21 protein-coding genes are annotated in these 15,328 nt (G+C 64.2%); 16 read left to right on the forward strand and 5 right to left on the reverse strand.

Features of this window, described 5'->3' with window-relative positions; genetic code table 11:
- Nucleotides 1-140: 140 nt before the first annotated feature.
- The 4 genes from GA0061099_RS12115 (at nt 141) to GA0061099_RS12130 (ending at nt 2,894) form a co-directional block, all read left to right on the forward strand.
- A complete protein-coding gene (locus GA0061099_RS12115) occupies nt 141-509 on the forward strand; it encodes a YciI family protein (RefSeq protein ID WP_035998498.1) in 369 nt (122 codons plus the stop codon).
- Entirely contained in the window at nt 506-1,792 is a 1,287-nt protein-coding gene (locus GA0061099_RS12120) for an RNA polymerase sigma factor (RefSeq protein WP_035998501.1), read from the forward strand. The genes GA0061099_RS12115 and GA0061099_RS12120 overlap by 4 nt, the downstream gene beginning before the upstream one ends.
- Nucleotides 1,793-1,910: 118 nt before the next feature.
- Nucleotides 1,911-2,450: a K(+)-transporting ATPase subunit F gene (kdpF, locus tag GA0061099_RS12125; protein ID WP_036021837.1), complete on the forward strand. Its 540-nt coding sequence runs from the start codon at nt 1,911-1,913 to the stop codon at nt 2,448-2,450.
- Nucleotides 2,451-2,480: 30 nt separating this feature from the next.
- Complete coding sequence (locus tag GA0061099_RS12130) at nt 2,481-2,894, forward strand: VOC family protein (RefSeq protein ID WP_036021839.1); 414 nt, start codon at nt 2,481-2,483, stop codon at nt 2,892-2,894.
- Between the two features lie 196 nt (nt 2,895-3,090).
- Here GA0061099_RS12130 and GA0061099_RS12135 read toward each other — a convergent pair whose 3' ends face one another.
- The 3 genes from GA0061099_RS12135 to GA0061099_RS12145 form a co-directional block, all read right to left on the reverse strand.
- Nucleotides 3,091-3,441, reverse strand: coding sequence for a hypothetical protein (locus GA0061099_RS12135; protein WP_036021841.1), 351 nt, complete (start codon nt 3,439-3,441; stop codon nt 3,091-3,093).
- A gap of 395 nt (nt 3,442-3,836) precedes the next feature.
- A complete protein-coding gene (locus GA0061099_RS12140; protein ID WP_035998510.1) occupies nt 3,837-4,274 on the reverse strand; it encodes a hypothetical protein in 438 nt (145 codons plus the stop codon).
- A 114-nt stretch (nt 4,275-4,388) separates the two neighbouring features.
- On the reverse strand, nt 4,389-5,177 hold the full coding sequence (locus tag GA0061099_RS12145) for an SDR family NAD(P)-dependent oxidoreductase (RefSeq protein ID WP_036021843.1): 789 nt from the start codon (nt 5,175-5,177) through the stop codon (nt 4,389-4,391).
- 263 nt (nt 5,178-5,440) lie between these two features.
- On the opposite strand from GA0061099_RS12145, the gene GA0061099_RS12155 reads away from it, so the two are divergent.
- The 6 genes from GA0061099_RS12155 to GA0061099_RS42740 all read left to right on the forward strand — a co-directional run bounded on the left by GA0061099_RS12155 (nt 5,441) and on the right by GA0061099_RS42740 (nt 8,380).
- On the forward strand, nt 5,441-5,845 hold the full coding sequence (locus GA0061099_RS12155) for a YciI family protein (protein ID WP_035998515.1): 405 nt from the start codon (nt 5,441-5,443) through the stop codon (nt 5,843-5,845).
- A 48-nt stretch (nt 5,846-5,893) separates the two neighbouring features.
- On the forward strand, nt 5,894-6,259 hold the full coding sequence (locus tag GA0061099_RS12160) for a YciI family protein (protein WP_036021849.1): 366 nt from the start codon (nt 5,894-5,896) through the stop codon (nt 6,257-6,259).
- A 124-nt stretch (nt 6,260-6,383) separates the two neighbouring features.
- Nucleotides 6,384-7,124: a TetR/AcrR family transcriptional regulator gene (locus tag GA0061099_RS12165; protein WP_057028075.1), complete on the forward strand. Its 741-nt coding sequence runs from the start codon at nt 6,384-6,386 to the stop codon at nt 7,122-7,124.
- 121 nt (nt 7,125-7,245) lie between these two features.
- Nucleotides 7,246-7,737: a DUF2852 domain-containing protein gene (locus GA0061099_RS12170; RefSeq protein ID WP_035998538.1), complete on the forward strand. Its 492-nt coding sequence runs from the start codon at nt 7,246-7,248 to the stop codon at nt 7,735-7,737.
- Between the two features lie 254 nt (nt 7,738-7,991).
- The gene (locus tag GA0061099_RS12175; RefSeq protein ID WP_035998541.1) at nt 7,992-8,249 is read left to right on the forward strand and encodes a hypothetical protein; all 258 of its coding nucleotides are present in this window, start codon (nt 7,992-7,994) and stop codon (nt 8,247-8,249) included.
- A complete protein-coding gene (locus GA0061099_RS42740; protein ID WP_271542926.1) occupies nt 8,246-8,380 on the forward strand; it encodes a hypothetical protein in 135 nt (44 codons plus the stop codon). The genes GA0061099_RS12175 and GA0061099_RS42740 overlap by 4 nt, the downstream gene beginning before the upstream one ends.
- A gap of 33 nt (nt 8,381-8,413) precedes the next feature.
- Here the strand turns inward: GA0061099_RS42740 and GA0061099_RS12180 are convergent, their stop codons facing one another.
- Nucleotides 8,414-9,577: an acyl-CoA desaturase gene (locus tag GA0061099_RS12180; protein WP_074447699.1), complete on the reverse strand. Its 1,164-nt coding sequence runs from the start codon at nt 9,575-9,577 to the stop codon at nt 8,414-8,416.
- Between the two features lie 255 nt (nt 9,578-9,832).
- Here GA0061099_RS12180 and GA0061099_RS12185 point away from each other — a divergent pair, with 255 nt between their 5' ends.
- Entirely contained in the window at nt 9,833-10,603 is a 771-nt protein-coding gene (locus GA0061099_RS12185; protein WP_036021861.1) for a serine acetyltransferase domain-containing protein, read from the forward strand.
- Nucleotides 10,604-10,610: 7 nt separating this feature from the next.
- Here the strand turns inward: GA0061099_RS12185 and GA0061099_RS12190 are convergent, their stop codons facing one another.
- Entirely contained in the window at nt 10,611-11,129 is a 519-nt protein-coding gene (locus GA0061099_RS12190) for a DUF2231 domain-containing protein (RefSeq protein ID WP_035998550.1), read from the reverse strand.
- Nucleotides 11,130-11,551: 422 nt separating this feature from the next.
- Between GA0061099_RS12190 and tolQ the strand changes: the two genes are divergently transcribed.
- The 5 genes from tolQ (at nt 11,552) to GA0061099_RS41090 (ending at nt 15,327) form a co-directional block, all read left to right on the forward strand.
- A complete protein-coding gene (gene tolQ / locus GA0061099_RS12195; protein ID WP_008546343.1) occupies nt 11,552-12,268 on the forward strand; it encodes a protein TolQ in 717 nt (238 codons plus the stop codon).
- Between the two features lie 43 nt (nt 12,269-12,311).
- Complete coding sequence (gene tolR, locus GA0061099_RS12200) at nt 12,312-12,764, forward strand: protein TolR (RefSeq protein ID WP_036021864.1); 453 nt, start codon at nt 12,312-12,314, stop codon at nt 12,762-12,764.
- Nucleotides 12,765-12,768: 4 nt separating this feature from the next.
- Nucleotides 12,769-13,728 (forward strand): protein TolA, encoded by a 960-nt coding sequence (locus GA0061099_RS12205; RefSeq protein WP_074447700.1) that lies wholly within the window; start codon nt 12,769-12,771, stop codon nt 13,726-13,728.
- A gap of 30 nt (nt 13,729-13,758) precedes the next feature.
- Complete coding sequence (gene tolB / locus GA0061099_RS12210; protein ID WP_225112957.1) at nt 13,759-15,105, forward strand: Tol-Pal system beta propeller repeat protein TolB; 1,347 nt, start codon at nt 13,759-13,761, stop codon at nt 15,103-15,105.
- Between the two features lie 78 nt (nt 15,106-15,183).
- Nucleotides 15,184-15,327 (forward strand): hypothetical protein, encoded by a 144-nt coding sequence (locus GA0061099_RS41090; protein WP_157783954.1) that lies wholly within the window; start codon nt 15,184-15,186, stop codon nt 15,325-15,327.
- The last annotated feature ends 1 nt before the right edge of the window (nt 15,328 follow it).

Raw genomic sequence — 15,328 nt, forward strand, 5'->3', positions numbered from 1 at the left:
TCGAAGTGCCTCTTCAGGTTCCGCGCAAGAAGGCCCTCCTTGGCACGATCTGCCGGATTTTTCTTGCAAATTTTTTCCGCAGCGCTGTCGGGGCGGGGCATATTGGCGCGTCTTCAGAACAGACGAGGGAAGTGCTGCCCATGCTTTACGCCATTCTTTGCTATCACGATGAGGATTTCGTCGGCTCCTGGAGCAAGGAACAGGACGAGGCCGTGATGAAGAAGCTCACCGTGGTGCAGGAGAAGCTCACCAGGCAGGGTCGACTCGGGCCGGTGGCGCGGCTGTTGCCGACGACCGCGGCGGCGACGCTGCGCAAGGAGGATCCGCCGCTGGTGCTCGACGGTCCCTATGCCGAGACCAAGGAGCAGCTCCTCGGCTTCTACATCGTCGACTGCAAGAATCTCGACGACGCGCTCGACGTCGCACGCGAGCTGGGTGCCGCCAATCCCGGCGGCGCCTATGAGGTGCGTCCCGTCGGCGTGTTCCGGCCCGGAGGAAACCTGACGTGAGCGAGGCCGATACCGCCTGGATCGAGACTGCGCTGACTTCGGCGCGACCCCAGGCGGTCGGCGCGCTGCTGCGCTATTTCCGCGATCTCGACACCGCCGAGGAGGCGTTTCAGAACGCCTGCCTGCGCGCGCTCAAGACCTGGCCGCAGAATGGGCCGCCGCGCGATCCCGCGGCCTGGCTGATCATGGTCGGCCGCAACGTTGCGATCGACGAAGTGCGACGCGCGCGCAGGCAGCAGCCGCTGCCTGAGGACGACCAGGCGATCTCCGATCTCGACGATGCCGAGGGCGAACTCGCCGAGCGGCTCGACGGCTCGCATTATCGCGACGACATCTTGCGGCTGATGTTCATCTGCTGCCATCCAGGACTGCCGGCGACGCAGCAGATCGCGCTGGCGCTGCGCATCGTCTCGGGCCTCACGGTGAAGCAGATCGCCCGCGCGTTCCTGGTCTCGGAAGCGGCGATGGAGCAGCGCATCACGCGCGCCAAGGCAAAGGTGGCCGAGGCCGGGACGCCGTTCGAGGCGCCGGGCGCGGTCGAGCGCTCTGAACGGCTCGCCGGCGTCGCGGCGATGATCTACCTGATCTTCAATGAAGGCTATTCGGCGAGCGGTGACACCGCGGAGATCAGGAAGCCGCTGTGCGAGGAGGCGATCCGGCTGGCGCGGCTGCTGCTGCGGCTGTTTCCGAGCGAGCCGGAGATCATGGGCCTGACCGCGCTGATCCTGTTGCAGCACGCGCGCAGCGCGGCGCGCTTTGCCGCGGACGGGTCGCTGATCCTGCTGGACGATCAGGATCGTTCGTTGTGGAACGGCACCATGATCGCGGAGGGCCTCGCGCTGATCGACAAGGCGATGCGCCACCGCCGCAGCGGGCCCTACCAGATTCAGGCCGCGATCGCCGCCCTGCATGCGCGCGCGGCGACGCCGGAGGAGACCGACTGGACGGAGATCGACCTGCTCTACGGCGCGCTCGAAGTGGTGCAGCCCTCGCCGGTGGTGACGCTCAACCGGGCGGTCGCGGTCTCCAAGGTGCGCGGGCCGCAGGCCGCGCTCGAGCTGATCGAGCCGCTGGCGCCGAAGCTCGCCAATTATTTCCATTTCTACGGCGTGCGCGGCGCCTTCCTGATGCAGCTCGGCCGCAACGACGAAGCCCGAATCGCCTTCGACCGCGCCATCGCGCTCGCCAACACCTCGGCCGAAGCCGCCCACATCCGCATGCATCTCGATCGCCTGATCCGGGACAGCCAGCCGAAGGCAAAGGAAAGCGCCAAGGCGAAGTAGGCCCGTCTGTTTCCACGCCAGGACGTGGGGTGCGCAGTGCGCCAAAGAATTTCTGTCCCATTGTCGGGCCGGGGCCTCCCCCGTTCGTCCTAGGCTCCGTATCCACGGAGAGCCATCCATGCTGAAAGCCATTGCCGTCATCGCCATCGTTCTCGCCGCCGGCCTTGCCGCGGTCCTCGTCTTCGCCCTGACGAAACCCGACACGTTCCGTGTGGAACGCTCGCTCGCCGTCAGGGCACCGGCCGCTGTGATCTATCCGCTGGTTGCCGATTTCCATCGCTGGACCGCCTGGTCGCCGTATGAGACCCGCGATCCCGCCATGAAGCGGACGTTCGGCGGAACCGCGGCAGGGAAGGGTGCGACCTATGCCTGGGAGGGCGACAACAAGGTCGGCGCCGGCCATATGGAGATCCTGGAGGCGACCGGGCCCACCAAGCTCCGGATCAAGCTTGATTTCGAGCGGCCGTTCGAAGGCCACAACACCGCCGAGTTCACCTTTGTGCCGCAAGGCGATGCCACACTCGTCACATGGGCGATGTACGGTCCGGCCCCGTTCATGTCCAAGCTGATGCAGGTGTTCTTCAACATGGACAGCATGATCGGCAAGGATTTCGAGACCGGCCTCGCCGGCCTGAAGAAGCTCACCGAGAAGCAATAGGTCTCACGGCAAACGAAGAGGAGAGAAACGATGCTCAATCCCTATCTGTTCTACCAGGACAATTGCGAAGCAGCGTTCAACTATTACGCCAAGGTTCTCGGCGGCAAGATCGACGCGATGATGCGCGCATCGGATGCTCCGCCGGAGGTGCCGGCTACGCCCGGCCGCGAGAAGATGATCATGCATGCGCGGATGTCACTGCCGGACGGCACGGTATTGATGGCCTCCGACTCGCCGGCCGAGCATTTCCAGAAGCCGCAGGGCTTTGCAATCTCGATTACAGTCAAGGACCCCGTGGATGGTGAGCGCAAGTTCAACGCGCTTGCCGACGGCGGCAGCGTCACCATGCCCTTCAGCAAGACGTTCTGGGCCAAGGGCTTCGGGATGTGCATCGACAAGTTCGGCATTCCCTGGATGGTGAACTGCCCGGCCGAGGGCATGTGATAGGAGCATGATCCGGAAAAGTGTGAAGCGGTTTTCCGAAAAGATCATGCTCAAACAACAACCTAAAGCGCGATGACGATTTATCCTATCGCATCGCGCTTTGGGCGCGACCGTCGCGTTGCGATGCCTCTCTCCAATGCTGCGGGAGAGGGGACGTACGTTTCGTTACGTTAGGCGCCGATCAGCCGTTGTCCTTTCACCGGATTGATCCGGTGACGTCCTCGGGCGGCGGCGACGATTCCACGCAGCGAGGACAGATCACGAGCTTGGCGCCCAGCTTCCTGTCGTTCTCCGCCTGTATCTCGTCCTGGACCGCCCACCACGCCTCGGAATAGGCCCGCAATGTGCCGAGCACTTTTTCGCGCTCCTGATTGGGATCACTTGCAGCCGGCGCGCCGGTCGTGACGCGCCGCTTGGCCACATGCGGACGGTTCGGATCCTTGCCGAGGCCATCCCATGCAATGGCGCGGCGTTCCTGCGCTGGCGCCTCTGCGCATCCGATCAGCGCTGTGCAAAAAGTGAGCACGATCAAGCCGTGTCGAATCATGCCGGGCTTTTGCCTCCACAATCGGCGCGCAGAATCTGCGTGAGACACGCGCATCGTCGGTTCAATGGAACTCAAGGCAAAACAAACTTGCCGGCATGGCCGAATATGAGTCGTGCTTTCGCATCACTTTGCGGACGCAGTGAGGCCGCTTCGTGAAGCGAGCTGCATCGCACAACAATTGGCGCAAGATTGGGCTGTGCTCTGCACGTCAGAATCGTTATTGGTGAGTCATAAAAGCTACAAACTGGGATGGACGTCACTTGCAAGGGGAGCGACCGATGGCGGCGGCGCTACAGATCAACTTTGCTCTTTGGGGAATGCTCATTTGCGCCAGCGCGAAGCTGGCGCCAGTGATCCAGACGCTGTTTTGAAAGCGGTGGCGGCTGCCGGCTGTATCAGCGGCAACGCGGATAGATCGCGGCGAGATCGCGCCCCTTCAACAGCAGCAACCGCGAGGTCAGACCGCCACGTCGGCTGATCCAGTCGCGCACCGGACCGGGATAGGCGGCAAGCACCGCGACCGATGCTTCCGGCTCGGCATAGAAGCGGCCGCGCCGGTCAACCGAGCGTGCGGCATGGAAGCCGAGCACGGCGCGCTTGGTGACGCAGATGCGCTCGCCCGGCACGATGCTCAGCACCAGCGTGCAGGCGGACAGGCAGGGGCCGTCGATCACCACGCGCTCGCCACTGTCGCGGACCTTTTCGAACAGATCGAGGAACGGCCCGACCTGTCCGCCCGGGGACTGGATGATGCGGATCTCGGCCGCCGCAGGCGCGGCGGCGAGCAGCGCGGATGCAAGCATCAGAGCTTTGAGGAAGGTGATGCGTTGCATGAACTCTCCACCAACTCGCTTTCGTAGGGTGGGCAAAGCGTAGCGTGCCCACCATCCGCACCGCAAATTTGGGATCGGCGCGTTGCGCCTTTGCCCACCCTACAAATCCTGCGCCTACCCGTTGCGCCTTTGCCCGCGCAGCGTCGGCAGGCCGATGCCCGCCGCATCGAAGCCGCCGTCCACGGCCAAAATTTGGCCGGTGATGTAGCTCGCGCGGCCCGAGCACAGGAAATAGATCGCTTCCGCGAGTTCCTCTTCCAGGCCGTAGCGGTTGAGCGGAATGGCGTCGTGATAGTCGGCGCGGATCTCCTTGGTGTGCACCTGCTTCGCCATCGCGGTGTCGACCGGCCCCGGTGCGACCGCGTTGACGCGGATGTTGAGGGAGGCGAGCTCGACCGCGAGCTGCTTGGTAAGGTGTGCAAGGCCTGCTTTGCTGGTGCCGTAGGCCGAGCGCAGTGTCGAAGCGCGCACGGCTGAGATCGAGGTGATGTTGACGATGGCGCCGCCACCACCGTCGCGCATCAGGGGCACCGCGGCCTTAGTGCAGAGGAACGGTCCGGTGAGGTTGACCTCGAGCACGCGGCGCCAGTCGGCATCCGACGTCTCCATCAGCGGCGCGAACACCGCGATGCCGGCATTGTTGACCAGCGCGTCCAGCCGGCCGAACCGCCGCTCGATCGTCGTCATTGCGGTGCTGACTGCGGCCGCGTCGGCGACATCGCAGGTCAGCGCCAGCGTCGCCTCGCTCTGGCCGATGTCCGCGACCGCGCGGCCGAGCAGTTCGTGCTCGATGTCGAGCAGGGCCACGCGCCAGCCCTCGGCCAGGAATTTCTTCGCGGTCGCAAGCCCGATGCCGCGGGCGGCACCGGTGACGAGGGCGACTTTTTGCGGGGCTTGCGGCATTGCCTGATCTGTCCTGTGTCCGGGAGCAGCGCGCGAAGCGCCGGTTCCTTTTACTGCGCTTTCGTTCCGGCATGAAAGGCCTCGCCGAGCCGATCGAGCCCGATGCGGCCCAGAATGCGCCAGCCGCGGCTGCGCTGCGGCCTCGAATAATTTCTGTCCCGCTGTCGGCCCGGCAGAAGGCCGTTCGTCTTGGAGGGGACGCGGGCCCGGCCGTTTCCGCCCGCAGGACATATCGGAATGACTGAGAGCAGCAAGGAACTCCCATGCGATTCATGATGCTGATGATCCCGCTCGGCTACGAGAACGCGCCGCCGGAGCTGCAGCTCGATCCCGAGCGCGTCGCCGCGATGATGCGCTACAACGAGGCGCTGAAGGACGCAGGCGTGCTGATCACGCTCGATGGGCTGCACCCGCCGTCGACCGGGGCACGCGTCTCGTTTGCGACCGGCCAGCCCATCGTCACCGACGGGCCCTTCGCGGAAGCCAAGGAAGTCCTGGGCGGCTATTGGATGATCGAGGTCGCCTCGCGCGCCGAGGCGATCGCCTGGGCCAAGAAATGTCCCGCTTCAGCCAACGAGATCATCGAGGTCCGCCAGGTGCAGGAGATGGCCGACTACTCGCCCGAAGTGCAGGAGATCGTCGCCGGGTTCGGCGACCTGAAGACGTAGACGAGACGGCGGCTGCGCGATTCCCAATCAATCTGAAGGAGAAAACCCATGAGCACCGAACACAAATTTCTCGCCGTCTATCTCGGCAGCACGAGCGGATCGAAAATGGCGGCGTGGCGCGCGCTGCCCGAGGCCGAGCGGAAGGCGAAGGAGCAGGAGGGCATGGCCGCCTGGCACGGCTGGGTCGAGAAGCACAAATCCGTGATCGTCGAGATGGGCGGCCCGCTCGGCAAGACCCGCAGGATCGACGGGAGCGGAATCACCGAGGTCAGCAACGCGCTGACCGGTTTCACGGTGGTGCGTGCCGCCTCGCAGGAGGACGCTGCAAAGCTGTTCGAGAACCATCCGCATTTTGCGATCTTCCCGGGCGAGGCAATCGAGGTCATGCCCGTGCTGCCGATTCCGGAGATGTAGCCCCGGTCACCCGTCATTCCGGGTTCGATGCTCCGTATCGCCCCGGAATGACGTGAAAATACGGGTTAACCAGTCCGGCCGCCGCTAGTGACCTTCACGCCCGGCTCATGTAAAGCTCGTTCACATGAGCTGGCGCAAGGAGCAGCGCCGCGCCGAGCGCGGCTATCACCACGGCAATCTGAAGGAAGCCCTGTTACAGGCGGCCCTCGGGCTGATCGCCGAGAAGGGGGCGGCCGGCTTCACCTTCGCCGATGCCGCGCGCATGGCCGGAGTCAGTGCGGCGGCGCCCTACCGGCATTTCCGCGACCGTGACGAGCTGCTGTCCTCGATCGCCCAGCGCGGTTTCGAGCAGTTCGAGGCGCGCCTGTCGGCGGCGTGGGACGACGGGCGGCCCGACACCGTCACCGCCTTCGAGCGCGTCGGCAAGGCCTATCTCGCCTTTGCCCGCGCGGAGCCGGCCTTCTACAACGCGATGTTCGAATCGGGCGTGCCGGTCGATGCCAATCCCGCCCTTCAGGCGGCCAGCGAACGCGCCTTCAACATCATTCGAGCCGCAGCCGAGCGGCTCGCCGCACTGACGCCGCCCGGCACACCCCGCCCGCCGGCGATGATGATGGCGCTGCACATCTGGTCGATGTCGCATGGCGTGGCCTCGCTGTTTTCCCGCGGCGATGCTGCGCGACGCAAGCTGCCGATGTCGCCGGACGAGCTGCTGGAGGCCGAGGTACTGATTTATCTGCGCGGCCTCGGCTTCCCGATCGACCGCCGTCCTCCGGCCAGGGGCGCCGAGCCGCCGCCGGTGCCGCCGGAGGCTCCCTCCGGTTCGGGCCTGCCGCCCGGCAGCCCCTGGGGCAAGCCGAAATAAGATTGCGCAAGTAATCACGCGGGCGTGTCTTGCTGCCAGCTTGACAAAATCGCGGGATGGTCTAGCTATGTAAATGTTATTTACATTCACAACGGCGCTGGTGCCGTGATGGAGAAGGGAAATGGCCTACACCGCTGATGTCAATCGCTGGCGCGGCCCGTCGGACCAACAGCAATATTACGAGCGCCCCCGCATGCTGGACACGCCCTGGCATCCCGGCTGGATCGCCGTGACCATTCTCGGCTTCATCATCTGGTGGCCGATCGGACTTGCCCTCCTCTTTTTCACACTCGGGAGCAGAAGAATGTCGTGCTGGAGCAATCAGGATCGCTGGCAGAACAAGATGGAAAAGATGCAGTACAAGATGGATCGCATGCGCGACCGCATGGAGCGCCGCGGCTTCGGCTTTGGCTTCGGCCCGCCGTCCTCCGGCAACCGCGCCTTCGACGAGTATCGCAGTGAGACACTGCGCCGGCTCGAGGAAGAGCAGGTCGAGTTCAAGAACTTCCTCGACCGCCTGCGTCACGCCAAGGACAAGGAAGAGTTCGATCAGTTCATGGCGCAGCACAAGACGCGTCCGACCCCGCCGCCGACCGACCAGCAGCAGGGCTGATCCGAAGAATTACACCTCTCAAAGCCTTCAGGCGCATGCCCCCAAAGTCCTGATGGCCCCGAGCCGCCCGCCTGCGCAACCCGCAGGCGGGCGGTTTGGTTTATGTCACACTTCGATGGTCGTCCTGGCGATGCGAAGCGCCTGCGAGGGCTTTGCGAGGCCCATCACGCAGATGTGCAGGATCGATAGAACCCGGACCGCGCTAGCACCGACCAAGCCTTGACTGCGCCTCCGCGGCGCCGACGGGCACGATCATGACCAACATTGAACGCAAACAAATCAGCCAGCGCCTCGCATTGTTCGAGCGCGCGGCCGTGTTGTTCGAGCGCTTCGGCCCTGTGGTGCCGGTGGCGATTGCGTTCCTCAATGGGTGGCCCACGGAAGTTCAGCTCTACCCGGAATGGCAGCTCGGCGAGTCCTGGCGGTTGTTTCTCAGCGCCAATCTATATTGGGGCGCATCGTACGCACTCAGCCGCGCTGTGTCGTTCGCGCAGGGAAGTATCGTCCCATGATCCTGCTCCGCGATTTCGCGCTTTTCGTCCTGCCGGTGCTGATCGCCGCAGGCGGCTGGCTCTATGCGCTCAGCCTCCGCAAGCAAGCTGACCCCGGCCGCGCCCGCGATGGACGCGCCCCGGCAGCATGACCGCTGCCGGCCGGTGTCGCATGGCGTGAAGCTTCAGCGCGCCGTGGCGAGCTGCGCGCGAACCGAGGCCAGGAAGTATTCGTAGGCGTGGTCGACGATCTCGTTGAGCGATCGCGTGCGCGCGAACATCGCCTTGGCTTCCGCGAGAAACTCCTCGCGTGTCGGGATCTTCGGCAGATGCAGATGCGTCAGCGCGTCGACACCTTCATGCGCGCGATTGAGGATGTCGTGCAGCGTCGGCAGCTGCAACTGGGCGAGATCGGCCCGGCGGCGTGCCGACGAGATCGCATGCGCCAGGGTTTGCGCATCGAACCGTCCGGCGAGCTCGCGGGCCGCCCGCTGGATGACCCGCGCGCCGAGCGGCTGCTCGTTGCGCAGCACCTGTTCGGGCGGCGCCTTCATGTTCCAGACGACGCCGATCCACGACAGCAGCGTCAGGATGTAATAGGTCACGTCGACCTCCCACCAGCGAAAGCCCTGTCGCACGCTGCTCTGATAGGCGTGGTGATTGTTGTGCCAGCCCTCACCCAGCGTGACCAATGCCAGCAGCCAGTTGTTACGGGAATCATCGCCGGTCACGTAGCGCTTGCGCCCGTGCACATGGGCAAGCGAATTGATGCAGAAGGTCGCGTGATAGACCAGCACCGTGCTCCAGAGGAAGCCGACCACCAGACCCGACCATCCTGCGACCAGGAAGCAGAGCCCTGCCAGCACGAAGGCCGGCAGCAGCTCCAGCCGATGCAGCCACATCAGCTCGGGATAGGCGGCGAGATCGCCGACCTTCACGAGGTCGGTTGCGTCGTGCTGCCGGTAAAAGATCCAGCCGAGATGGCTATAGAGGAAGCCGCGGTGACGCGGTGAATGCACGTCGTTTTCAGTGTCGGAATGCAGGTGATGGTGGCGATGCTTGGCCGCCCACCACAACACGCTCTTCTGGGCGCTGCTTTGCGCAAGGCAGGCCAGGATGAACTGAAACACCCGGCTGGTCGCAAACGCCCGATGCGAGAAATAGCGATGGTAGCCGGCTCCGATCGCGAACATCCGCAAGCAATAGAGTGAGACGCAGATCGCGACCGCCTGCCAGGTGACGCCCGACCAGATTGCCGCAAGGCAGCCGAGATGGACCAGCAGGAACGGCAGGGCGGATGGATACATGATGTCGTCGTGCTGGTCGTCGGCGGGGGCGTTGAGCGGCATATTTGAGCGTGACCTCGGATGACGTGGATTCGGAACTGGCCGGCAGCTTGACGTCCGGCGGGTACCAAAACCCGCGGATGCCACCGCGGGCTTCGGCCGAAGGCTGGCCGCAGCTCTCTGGCAAGCAAGCCCGTAGTCTTACGGGGAGCATGGCGCACAGGTGGCCGCGCGTGTTGCCGACGCCAATTGGCGCGCAGGCGGCCTGCGTCCTATATTCGACAGCGAGAAGCAAGCGTCAAAACACCGCAGGCGGCAATGCGGACGGAGACTGCGATCGTGGCGAGCGACATCCTCTGGCAGGAGATACGCGGCGAGGCGCGGCGCACCGCAGCGGCGGATCCCGTCTTCGGCAAGGCTGTCGCCGATGCCATCCTTGCCCATGACGATTTTACCGCTGCCTTGGCCGATCTGATCGGGCGTCGGCTGGGCGGCAGCGCCGCCGATCGCGAGCGCTTCACGACGTTTTCCCGCGATGCCTTTCGCGGCCAACCGGATCTGGTCGAAGCGGCCGGCCGCGACCTGCGCGCCATCGTGCTCCGTGATCCCGCCATCGCCGGATTGTTGCCGCCGCTGCTGCACTTCAAGGGCTATGTCGCGCTGCAGTCCTGGCGCGTCTCGCACTGGCTATGGCGTCATGACCATCGTGATGCGGCGCTGCTGTTGCAGAACGAGGCTTCGAACGTCCTGCAGGTCAGCATTCATCCGGCCGCGAGCCTCGGCTCGTCGGTTTATCTCGACCATGCCACCGGCATCGTGATCGGTGCCAATGTCGTCATCGGCGACGAGGTGACCATCCTTCAGAATGTCAGCATCGGACGCCATGGCGACCTGCCGATGCGCTCGCCTCGCATCGGTCGCGGCGTGTTCATCGGCTCCGGCGCGACCATCCTCGGCGACATCGAGATCGGCGACTTCGCCAAGATCGGCGCCGGGACTGTCGTGACCGGTGACGTGCCTGGCGGCTGTACCGCAATCGGCAATCCCGCGCGGCTCACCAATTGCCTTGCGGCCGCTTCGTCCGCTTGACTGTCGCTCAGGCGGCGCGGCGGTGGCTTTCGCCGCCATGATGCGGGTTGACCGGCTCCGAGCTGGTCTGGCCCGGCGCATCCAGCACCGCGACGTGGTGGCGATAGACCATTTCCCAGCCCTTCCATCCCGTGAACAGGAGGATGCCGACCACGACCAGGGACAGCACGACGCCCCAGGGCTTGATCGCCGCCTCCGCGCCTTGGGCGTAGCGGAGATAGAAATTGACCAGGGCCAGCACCACCGCCGCGAGATTGCCGACCATGTGGTACCAGGCATCGTTCAGGCGGCGGATGCGTGGCTCGCTGAAGAAGTCGGTGAAGCCGGCTGCGGCGGCAACCAGCGCCATGACGATGCCGGCGCCGATCAGCCACATCGCGGCGCGTGCCCAAAAACCGTCGCCGGTTCCGATGAAGGCCAGATCGGCGATGGGAGCGCCGACCAGGAACGCGACGGGGAACGGAATCAGCATGGGGTGGAGCGGGTGATCGCCGATCGCGGCGGTCGTCTTGGGGTTGATGGACATGGCAGGACCTCGCTGAGAGTGATTTTCCGGACAATTTTTGGCACGAGAGCAGGTTCCTCCGGCCGGTGCGTCTGGAACACGGGATCCGGGGTCCATCCCCCTGCACGGACTGTCTTTCCTGCAGCCAAATGCGCCGCCGGTAACCCCGCATTAACCATCGGCGGGCTCTGGTATGTGCGGACAGGCGTGCCCGGAGCCCGACGTCAAGGCCTGGGGTCGAGGCCCCTTAGTTTTGACATCTTGGCGGGGAATGCAGGCGGCCGGCTTTTGACGAGCCTTTGGACGAGCCCTGCACCCCAGAAAGAGAAGGCTTTGAGCGGGCTTGCCCGCCGCGCGGGTCCAGCGCGGCTGTTGGGGAACACCGGCCGCGATTTGCTGGCCGAAGGACATTAGGTAACGATCGCCTTGAGAGGATACTGCTTATGAATCCGGCCGAATTGGCTCAGTCAGCCCTTCCGGTTGCTGCCTCCGCCGACGTGTCGCTGATCGCGCTGTTCTGGCAGGCTCACTGGATCGTGAAAGCGGTGATGCTGGGGCTTCTGGCCTGCTCGGTCTGGGTCTGGGCGATCGCTATCGACAAGATCTTTCTCTACGCGCGCACCCGCCGCTCGATGGACCGGTTCGAGCAGGCGTTCTGGTCCGGCGAGTCGATCGAGGAGCTCTATCGCACGCTGTCGGCCAAGCCGACGCATTCCATGGCGGCCTGCTTCGTGGCGGCGATGCGCGAGTGGAAGCGCTCGTTCGAGAGCCATGCCCGCTCGGTCGCAGGGCTTCAGATGCGCATCGACAAGGTGATGAACGTCTCGATTGCGCGCGAGGTCGAGCGGCTGGAACGGCGCCTTCTGGTGCTGGCGACCGTCGGCTCCGCCGGCCCCTTCGTCGGCCTGTTCGGCACGGTCTGGGGCATCATGTCGAGCTTCCAGTCGATCGCGGCCTCGAAAAATACCTCTCTGGCGGTGGTCGCCCCCGGTATCGCCGAGGCGCTGTTTGCGACCGCCGTCGGCCTTATCGCCGCCATTCCTGCCACTATTTTCTACAATAAGTTCACCTCCGAGGTGAACCGGCAGGCCCAGCGGCTCGAGGGCTTTGCTGATGAATTTTCAGCCATTCTGTCTCGTCAGATCGACGAGCGGGGCTGACGGACGGCATGTATAGTGTGAAGGGCAATCTGGGCACGCGATCATGGCCATGAACGTTGCGAGTTCGTCCGGCGGCGGCGGGCGCCGCGGCCGGCGCAAGCCGGTCGTGGCCGAGATCAACGTCACGCCGATGGTCGACGTCATGCTGGTGCTGCTCATCATCTTCATGGTGTCGGCACCGATGTTGACGGTCGGCGTCCCGCTCGACCTGCCCCAGACCAGTGCCAAGAGCCTCGAAAACAACGACCAGAAGCCGATCCAGATGTCGGTCGACATCAAGGGCAAGGTGTTCATCAACGACACCGAGATTGCGCTGAACGAGCTGATCCCGAAGCTGAAGGCGATCACCGATGCGCGCGGCGGCCTCGAGGAACGCATCTATCTGCGCGCCGACAAGAAGGCGGATTACGGCACCGTGGCCAAGGTGATGGGCCAGCTCTCGGGCGCCGGATTCAAGAAGCTGGCGCTCGTCACGGAAGCGGATCAGGGGTCTTGAGGCCGTGAAGGTGAACGTCGACAAGACACTCGTTGCGTCGATTGCCCTGCATGTCCTCGTGCTGGGATGGGGGCTCGTCACCTTCAGCAGCAAGGCCTACATCGCTACGCAGGAATCGCTTCCGATCGACATCGTCTCCTCCGATCAGCTCGCCAAGATGATGGCGGGGCAGAAGACCGGCAAGAAGGAGGAGCTGAAGCCCAAGGTCGAGAAGATCGCGGAGCCCAAGCCCGAGGAAGACGCCGTCGGCAAGGTCACCGAGAAGAAAGAGCTGATCAAGACCAACTCCCAGCCGGAGCCGCCGCCGAAGCCGGTCGAGAAGCCGGTGGAGAAGAAGCCGGAGCCGCCGAAGCCCGTCGCCGAGGCCAAGCCGAAGGAAGAGCCGAAGCCGCAGGAAAAGAAGCCTGATCCGGCCAAGGAAGATCCGATCGCCGAGCTGCAGAAGAAGATGGAGACCAAGAAGCCGCCGCCCAAGCCCGTGGAGCAGAAGGTCGCGGCGGTGCAGCCGCAGCAGCAGCCCAAGCCCAAGGAGCGCACCTTCGATCCCGCGCAGATCCAGCGCGACCTCGACAAGCGCGCCGCGACCCGGCACGAGCAGACCGGCTCGGCGTTGAATGCATCAGCCTCGCTGGGCACAGCGACAGGGACGGCCGCCAACAACGTCGCGACTTGGCAGGGAGCTTTCGTCGCTGCCGTCAAGCACTGCTTCAATTTCCCTTACGATGCTCAGGACAGGGATCAGTTTACGGCCGACATAGATATTCAGATGCGCCCCGACGGAACGCTCGCGTCAGCGCCTGTGATTGTCGCGGTTCGAGGACCGTCTCGGGCAATTGCAAATGCGATGGCGGAGAGTGCCAAGCGTGCGATCCAACAGTGTCAGGCCTACACGTTCTTGCCCAAAGCTCAGTATGACACTTGGAAAACGATTGCGCTGACTTTCGATATGAAAGATCAGCAGTAGATGAGACATGAATTAACTCAGGTGAACAAGATGCCATTTCTGACGCGACGTGGATTCATCGCGGCCGCGGGATCGTCAGTCACCCTGCTGGCCGGAGGCGCCGCGACAGCGCAGGGGCGACTTCAAGTCAGTCCCGGCGGATTTCAGCCCATCTCGATCGCGATCAGCAACTTCGTGCCCGGCTCGCCCTCCGACAGCGACGTCGCTAACGGTGTCACGCAGGTCATCACCAACAACCTGAAGCGCTCGGGCCTGTTCGCGCCGATCGACCAGGCCGCCTTCATTGAGCGCATCAGCAACATCGACGTCGCGCCGCAATTCGAGAACTGGAAGACCATCAACGCGCAGGCTCTGGTCACCGGCCGCATGACGCGGCAGCCGGACGGCCGCCTGAAGGCCGAATTCCGCCTGTGGGACGTCCTCTCCGGCCAGCAGCTCACCGGCCAGCAATATTTCACCTCGCCGGAATATTGGCGCCGCATCGCGCACATCATCTCCGATCAGATCTATGAGAAATTGACCGGCGAGAAGGGCTATTTCGACAGCCGCGTCGTGTTCGTGGACGAGACCGGGCCGAAGGAGCGCCGCGTCAAGCGGCTCGCGATCATGGATCAGGACGGCGCCAATGTGCGCTATCTGACCCGCGGCTCCGATCTCGTGCTGACCCCGCGCTTCTCGCCGAACTCGCAAGAGATCACCTACATGGAGTTCGGCCAGGGCGATCCGAAGGTCTATCTCTACAACATCGAGACCGGCCAGCGCGAGATCGTCGGCAACTTCCCCGGCATGACCTTCGCGCCGCGCTTCTCGCCGGACGGCCAGCGCGTCATCATGAGCCTGCAGCAGGGCGGCAATTCCAACCTGTTCGTGATGGATCTGCGCTCGCGCTCGACCACGCGTCTCACCGACACGCCGGCGATCGACACCTCGCCGTCCTATTCGCCCGATGGCAGCCGCATCTGCTTCGAGTCCGATCGTGGCGGCAGGTCGCAGATCTACGTGATGAGTGCGGGCGGCGGACAGGCGCAGCGCATCTCCTTCTCCAAGGATGACACCAACGCCAGCTATTCGACGCCGGTGTGGTCGCCGAAGGGCGACTACATCGCCTTCACCCGGCAGGGCGGCGGGCAGTTCGCGATCGGCGTCATGAAGCCCGACGGCTCGGGCGAGCGGCTGCTCACCTCCGGCTTTCACAACGAAGGCCCGACCTTCTCGCCGAACGGCCGCGTGCTGATGTTCTTCCGCGATCCCGGCGGCAATGGCGGGCCGTCGCTGTACTCGGTCGACATCTCCGGCCGCAACGAATTGAAAGTGCCGACGCCGGGTTTTGCCTCGGACCCGGCATGGTCGCCACTGTTGTCCTCGACCTCGGGCTGACCACGGCGCAGTTGAAACATCGCGCGTTCAGACGCGCGATGTTTTCGAAAAACCGCGCCGATTTTTTCCGAGTTTGCCGTGAACGGCAACACTTCCTTCACCTTGCGTCCGGCAAGGCTTGCCTACCTGCTTGATATTGCAGCGGAAATAATTTCGCTATTGCCGAAAAACAACCCGACTTTAACGATGTTCCCTCAGAAAAGCTTCATCTCGGCTGGGTAAG

This window comes from Bradyrhizobium yuanmingense, assembly GCF_900094575.1.
Lineage (GTDB): Bacteria > Pseudomonadota > Alphaproteobacteria > Rhizobiales > Xanthobacteraceae > Bradyrhizobium > Bradyrhizobium yuanmingense.

Coding starts and splice junctions, on each gene's coding strand:
- GA0061099_RS12165 (WP_057028075.1), top strand. CDS start 6,384: ATGAGCTGGCGCAAGGAGCAGCGCCGCGCCGAGCGCGGCTATCACCAC.
- GA0061099_RS12190 (WP_035998550.1), bottom strand. CDS start 11,129: ATGTCCATCAACCCCAAGACGACCGCCGCGATCGGCGATCACCCGCTC.
- GA0061099_RS42740 (WP_271542926.1), top strand. CDS start 8,246: ATGATCCTGCTCCGCGATTTCGCGCTTTTCGTCCTGCCGGTGCTGATC.
- GA0061099_RS12145 (WP_036021843.1), bottom strand. CDS start 5,177: ATGCCGCAAGCCCCGCAAAAAGTCGCCCTCGTCACCGGTGCCGCCCGC.
- GA0061099_RS12140 (WP_035998510.1), bottom strand. CDS start 4,274: ATGCAACGCATCACCTTCCTCAAAGCTCTGATGCTTGCATCCGCGCTG.
- GA0061099_RS12175 (WP_035998541.1), top strand. CDS start 7,992: ATGACCAACATTGAACGCAAACAAATCAGCCAGCGCCTCGCATTGTTC.
- GA0061099_RS12170 (WP_035998538.1), top strand. CDS start 7,246: ATGGCCTACACCGCTGATGTCAATCGCTGGCGCGGCCCGTCGGACCAA.
- tolQ (WP_008546343.1), top strand. CDS start 11,552: ATGAATCCGGCCGAATTGGCTCAGTCAGCCCTTCCGGTTGCTGCCTCC.
- GA0061099_RS12185 (WP_036021861.1), top strand. CDS start 9,833: ATGCGGACGGAGACTGCGATCGTGGCGAGCGACATCCTCTGGCAGGAG.
- GA0061099_RS12130 (WP_036021839.1), top strand. CDS start 2,481: ATGCTCAATCCCTATCTGTTCTACCAGGACAATTGCGAAGCAGCGTTC.
- GA0061099_RS12180 (WP_074447699.1), bottom strand. CDS start 9,577: ATGCCGCTCAACGCCCCCGCCGACGACCAGCACGACGACATCATGTAT.
- GA0061099_RS12160 (WP_036021849.1), top strand. CDS start 5,894: ATGAGCACCGAACACAAATTTCTCGCCGTCTATCTCGGCAGCACGAGC.
- GA0061099_RS12115 (WP_035998498.1), top strand. CDS start 141: ATGCTTTACGCCATTCTTTGCTATCACGATGAGGATTTCGTCGGCTCC.
- GA0061099_RS12155 (WP_035998515.1), top strand. CDS start 5,441: ATGCGATTCATGATGCTGATGATCCCGCTCGGCTACGAGAACGCGCCG.
- GA0061099_RS12135 (WP_036021841.1), bottom strand. CDS start 3,441: ATGATTCGACACGGCTTGATCGTGCTCACTTTTTGCACAGCGCTGATC.
- tolR (WP_036021864.1), top strand. CDS start 12,312: ATGGCCATGAACGTTGCGAGTTCGTCCGGCGGCGGCGGGCGCCGCGGC.
- tolB (WP_225112957.1), top strand. CDS start 13,759: ATGCCATTTCTGACGCGACGTGGATTCATCGCGGCCGCGGGATCGTCA.
- kdpF (WP_036021837.1), top strand. CDS start 1,911: ATGCTGAAAGCCATTGCCGTCATCGCCATCGTTCTCGCCGCCGGCCTT.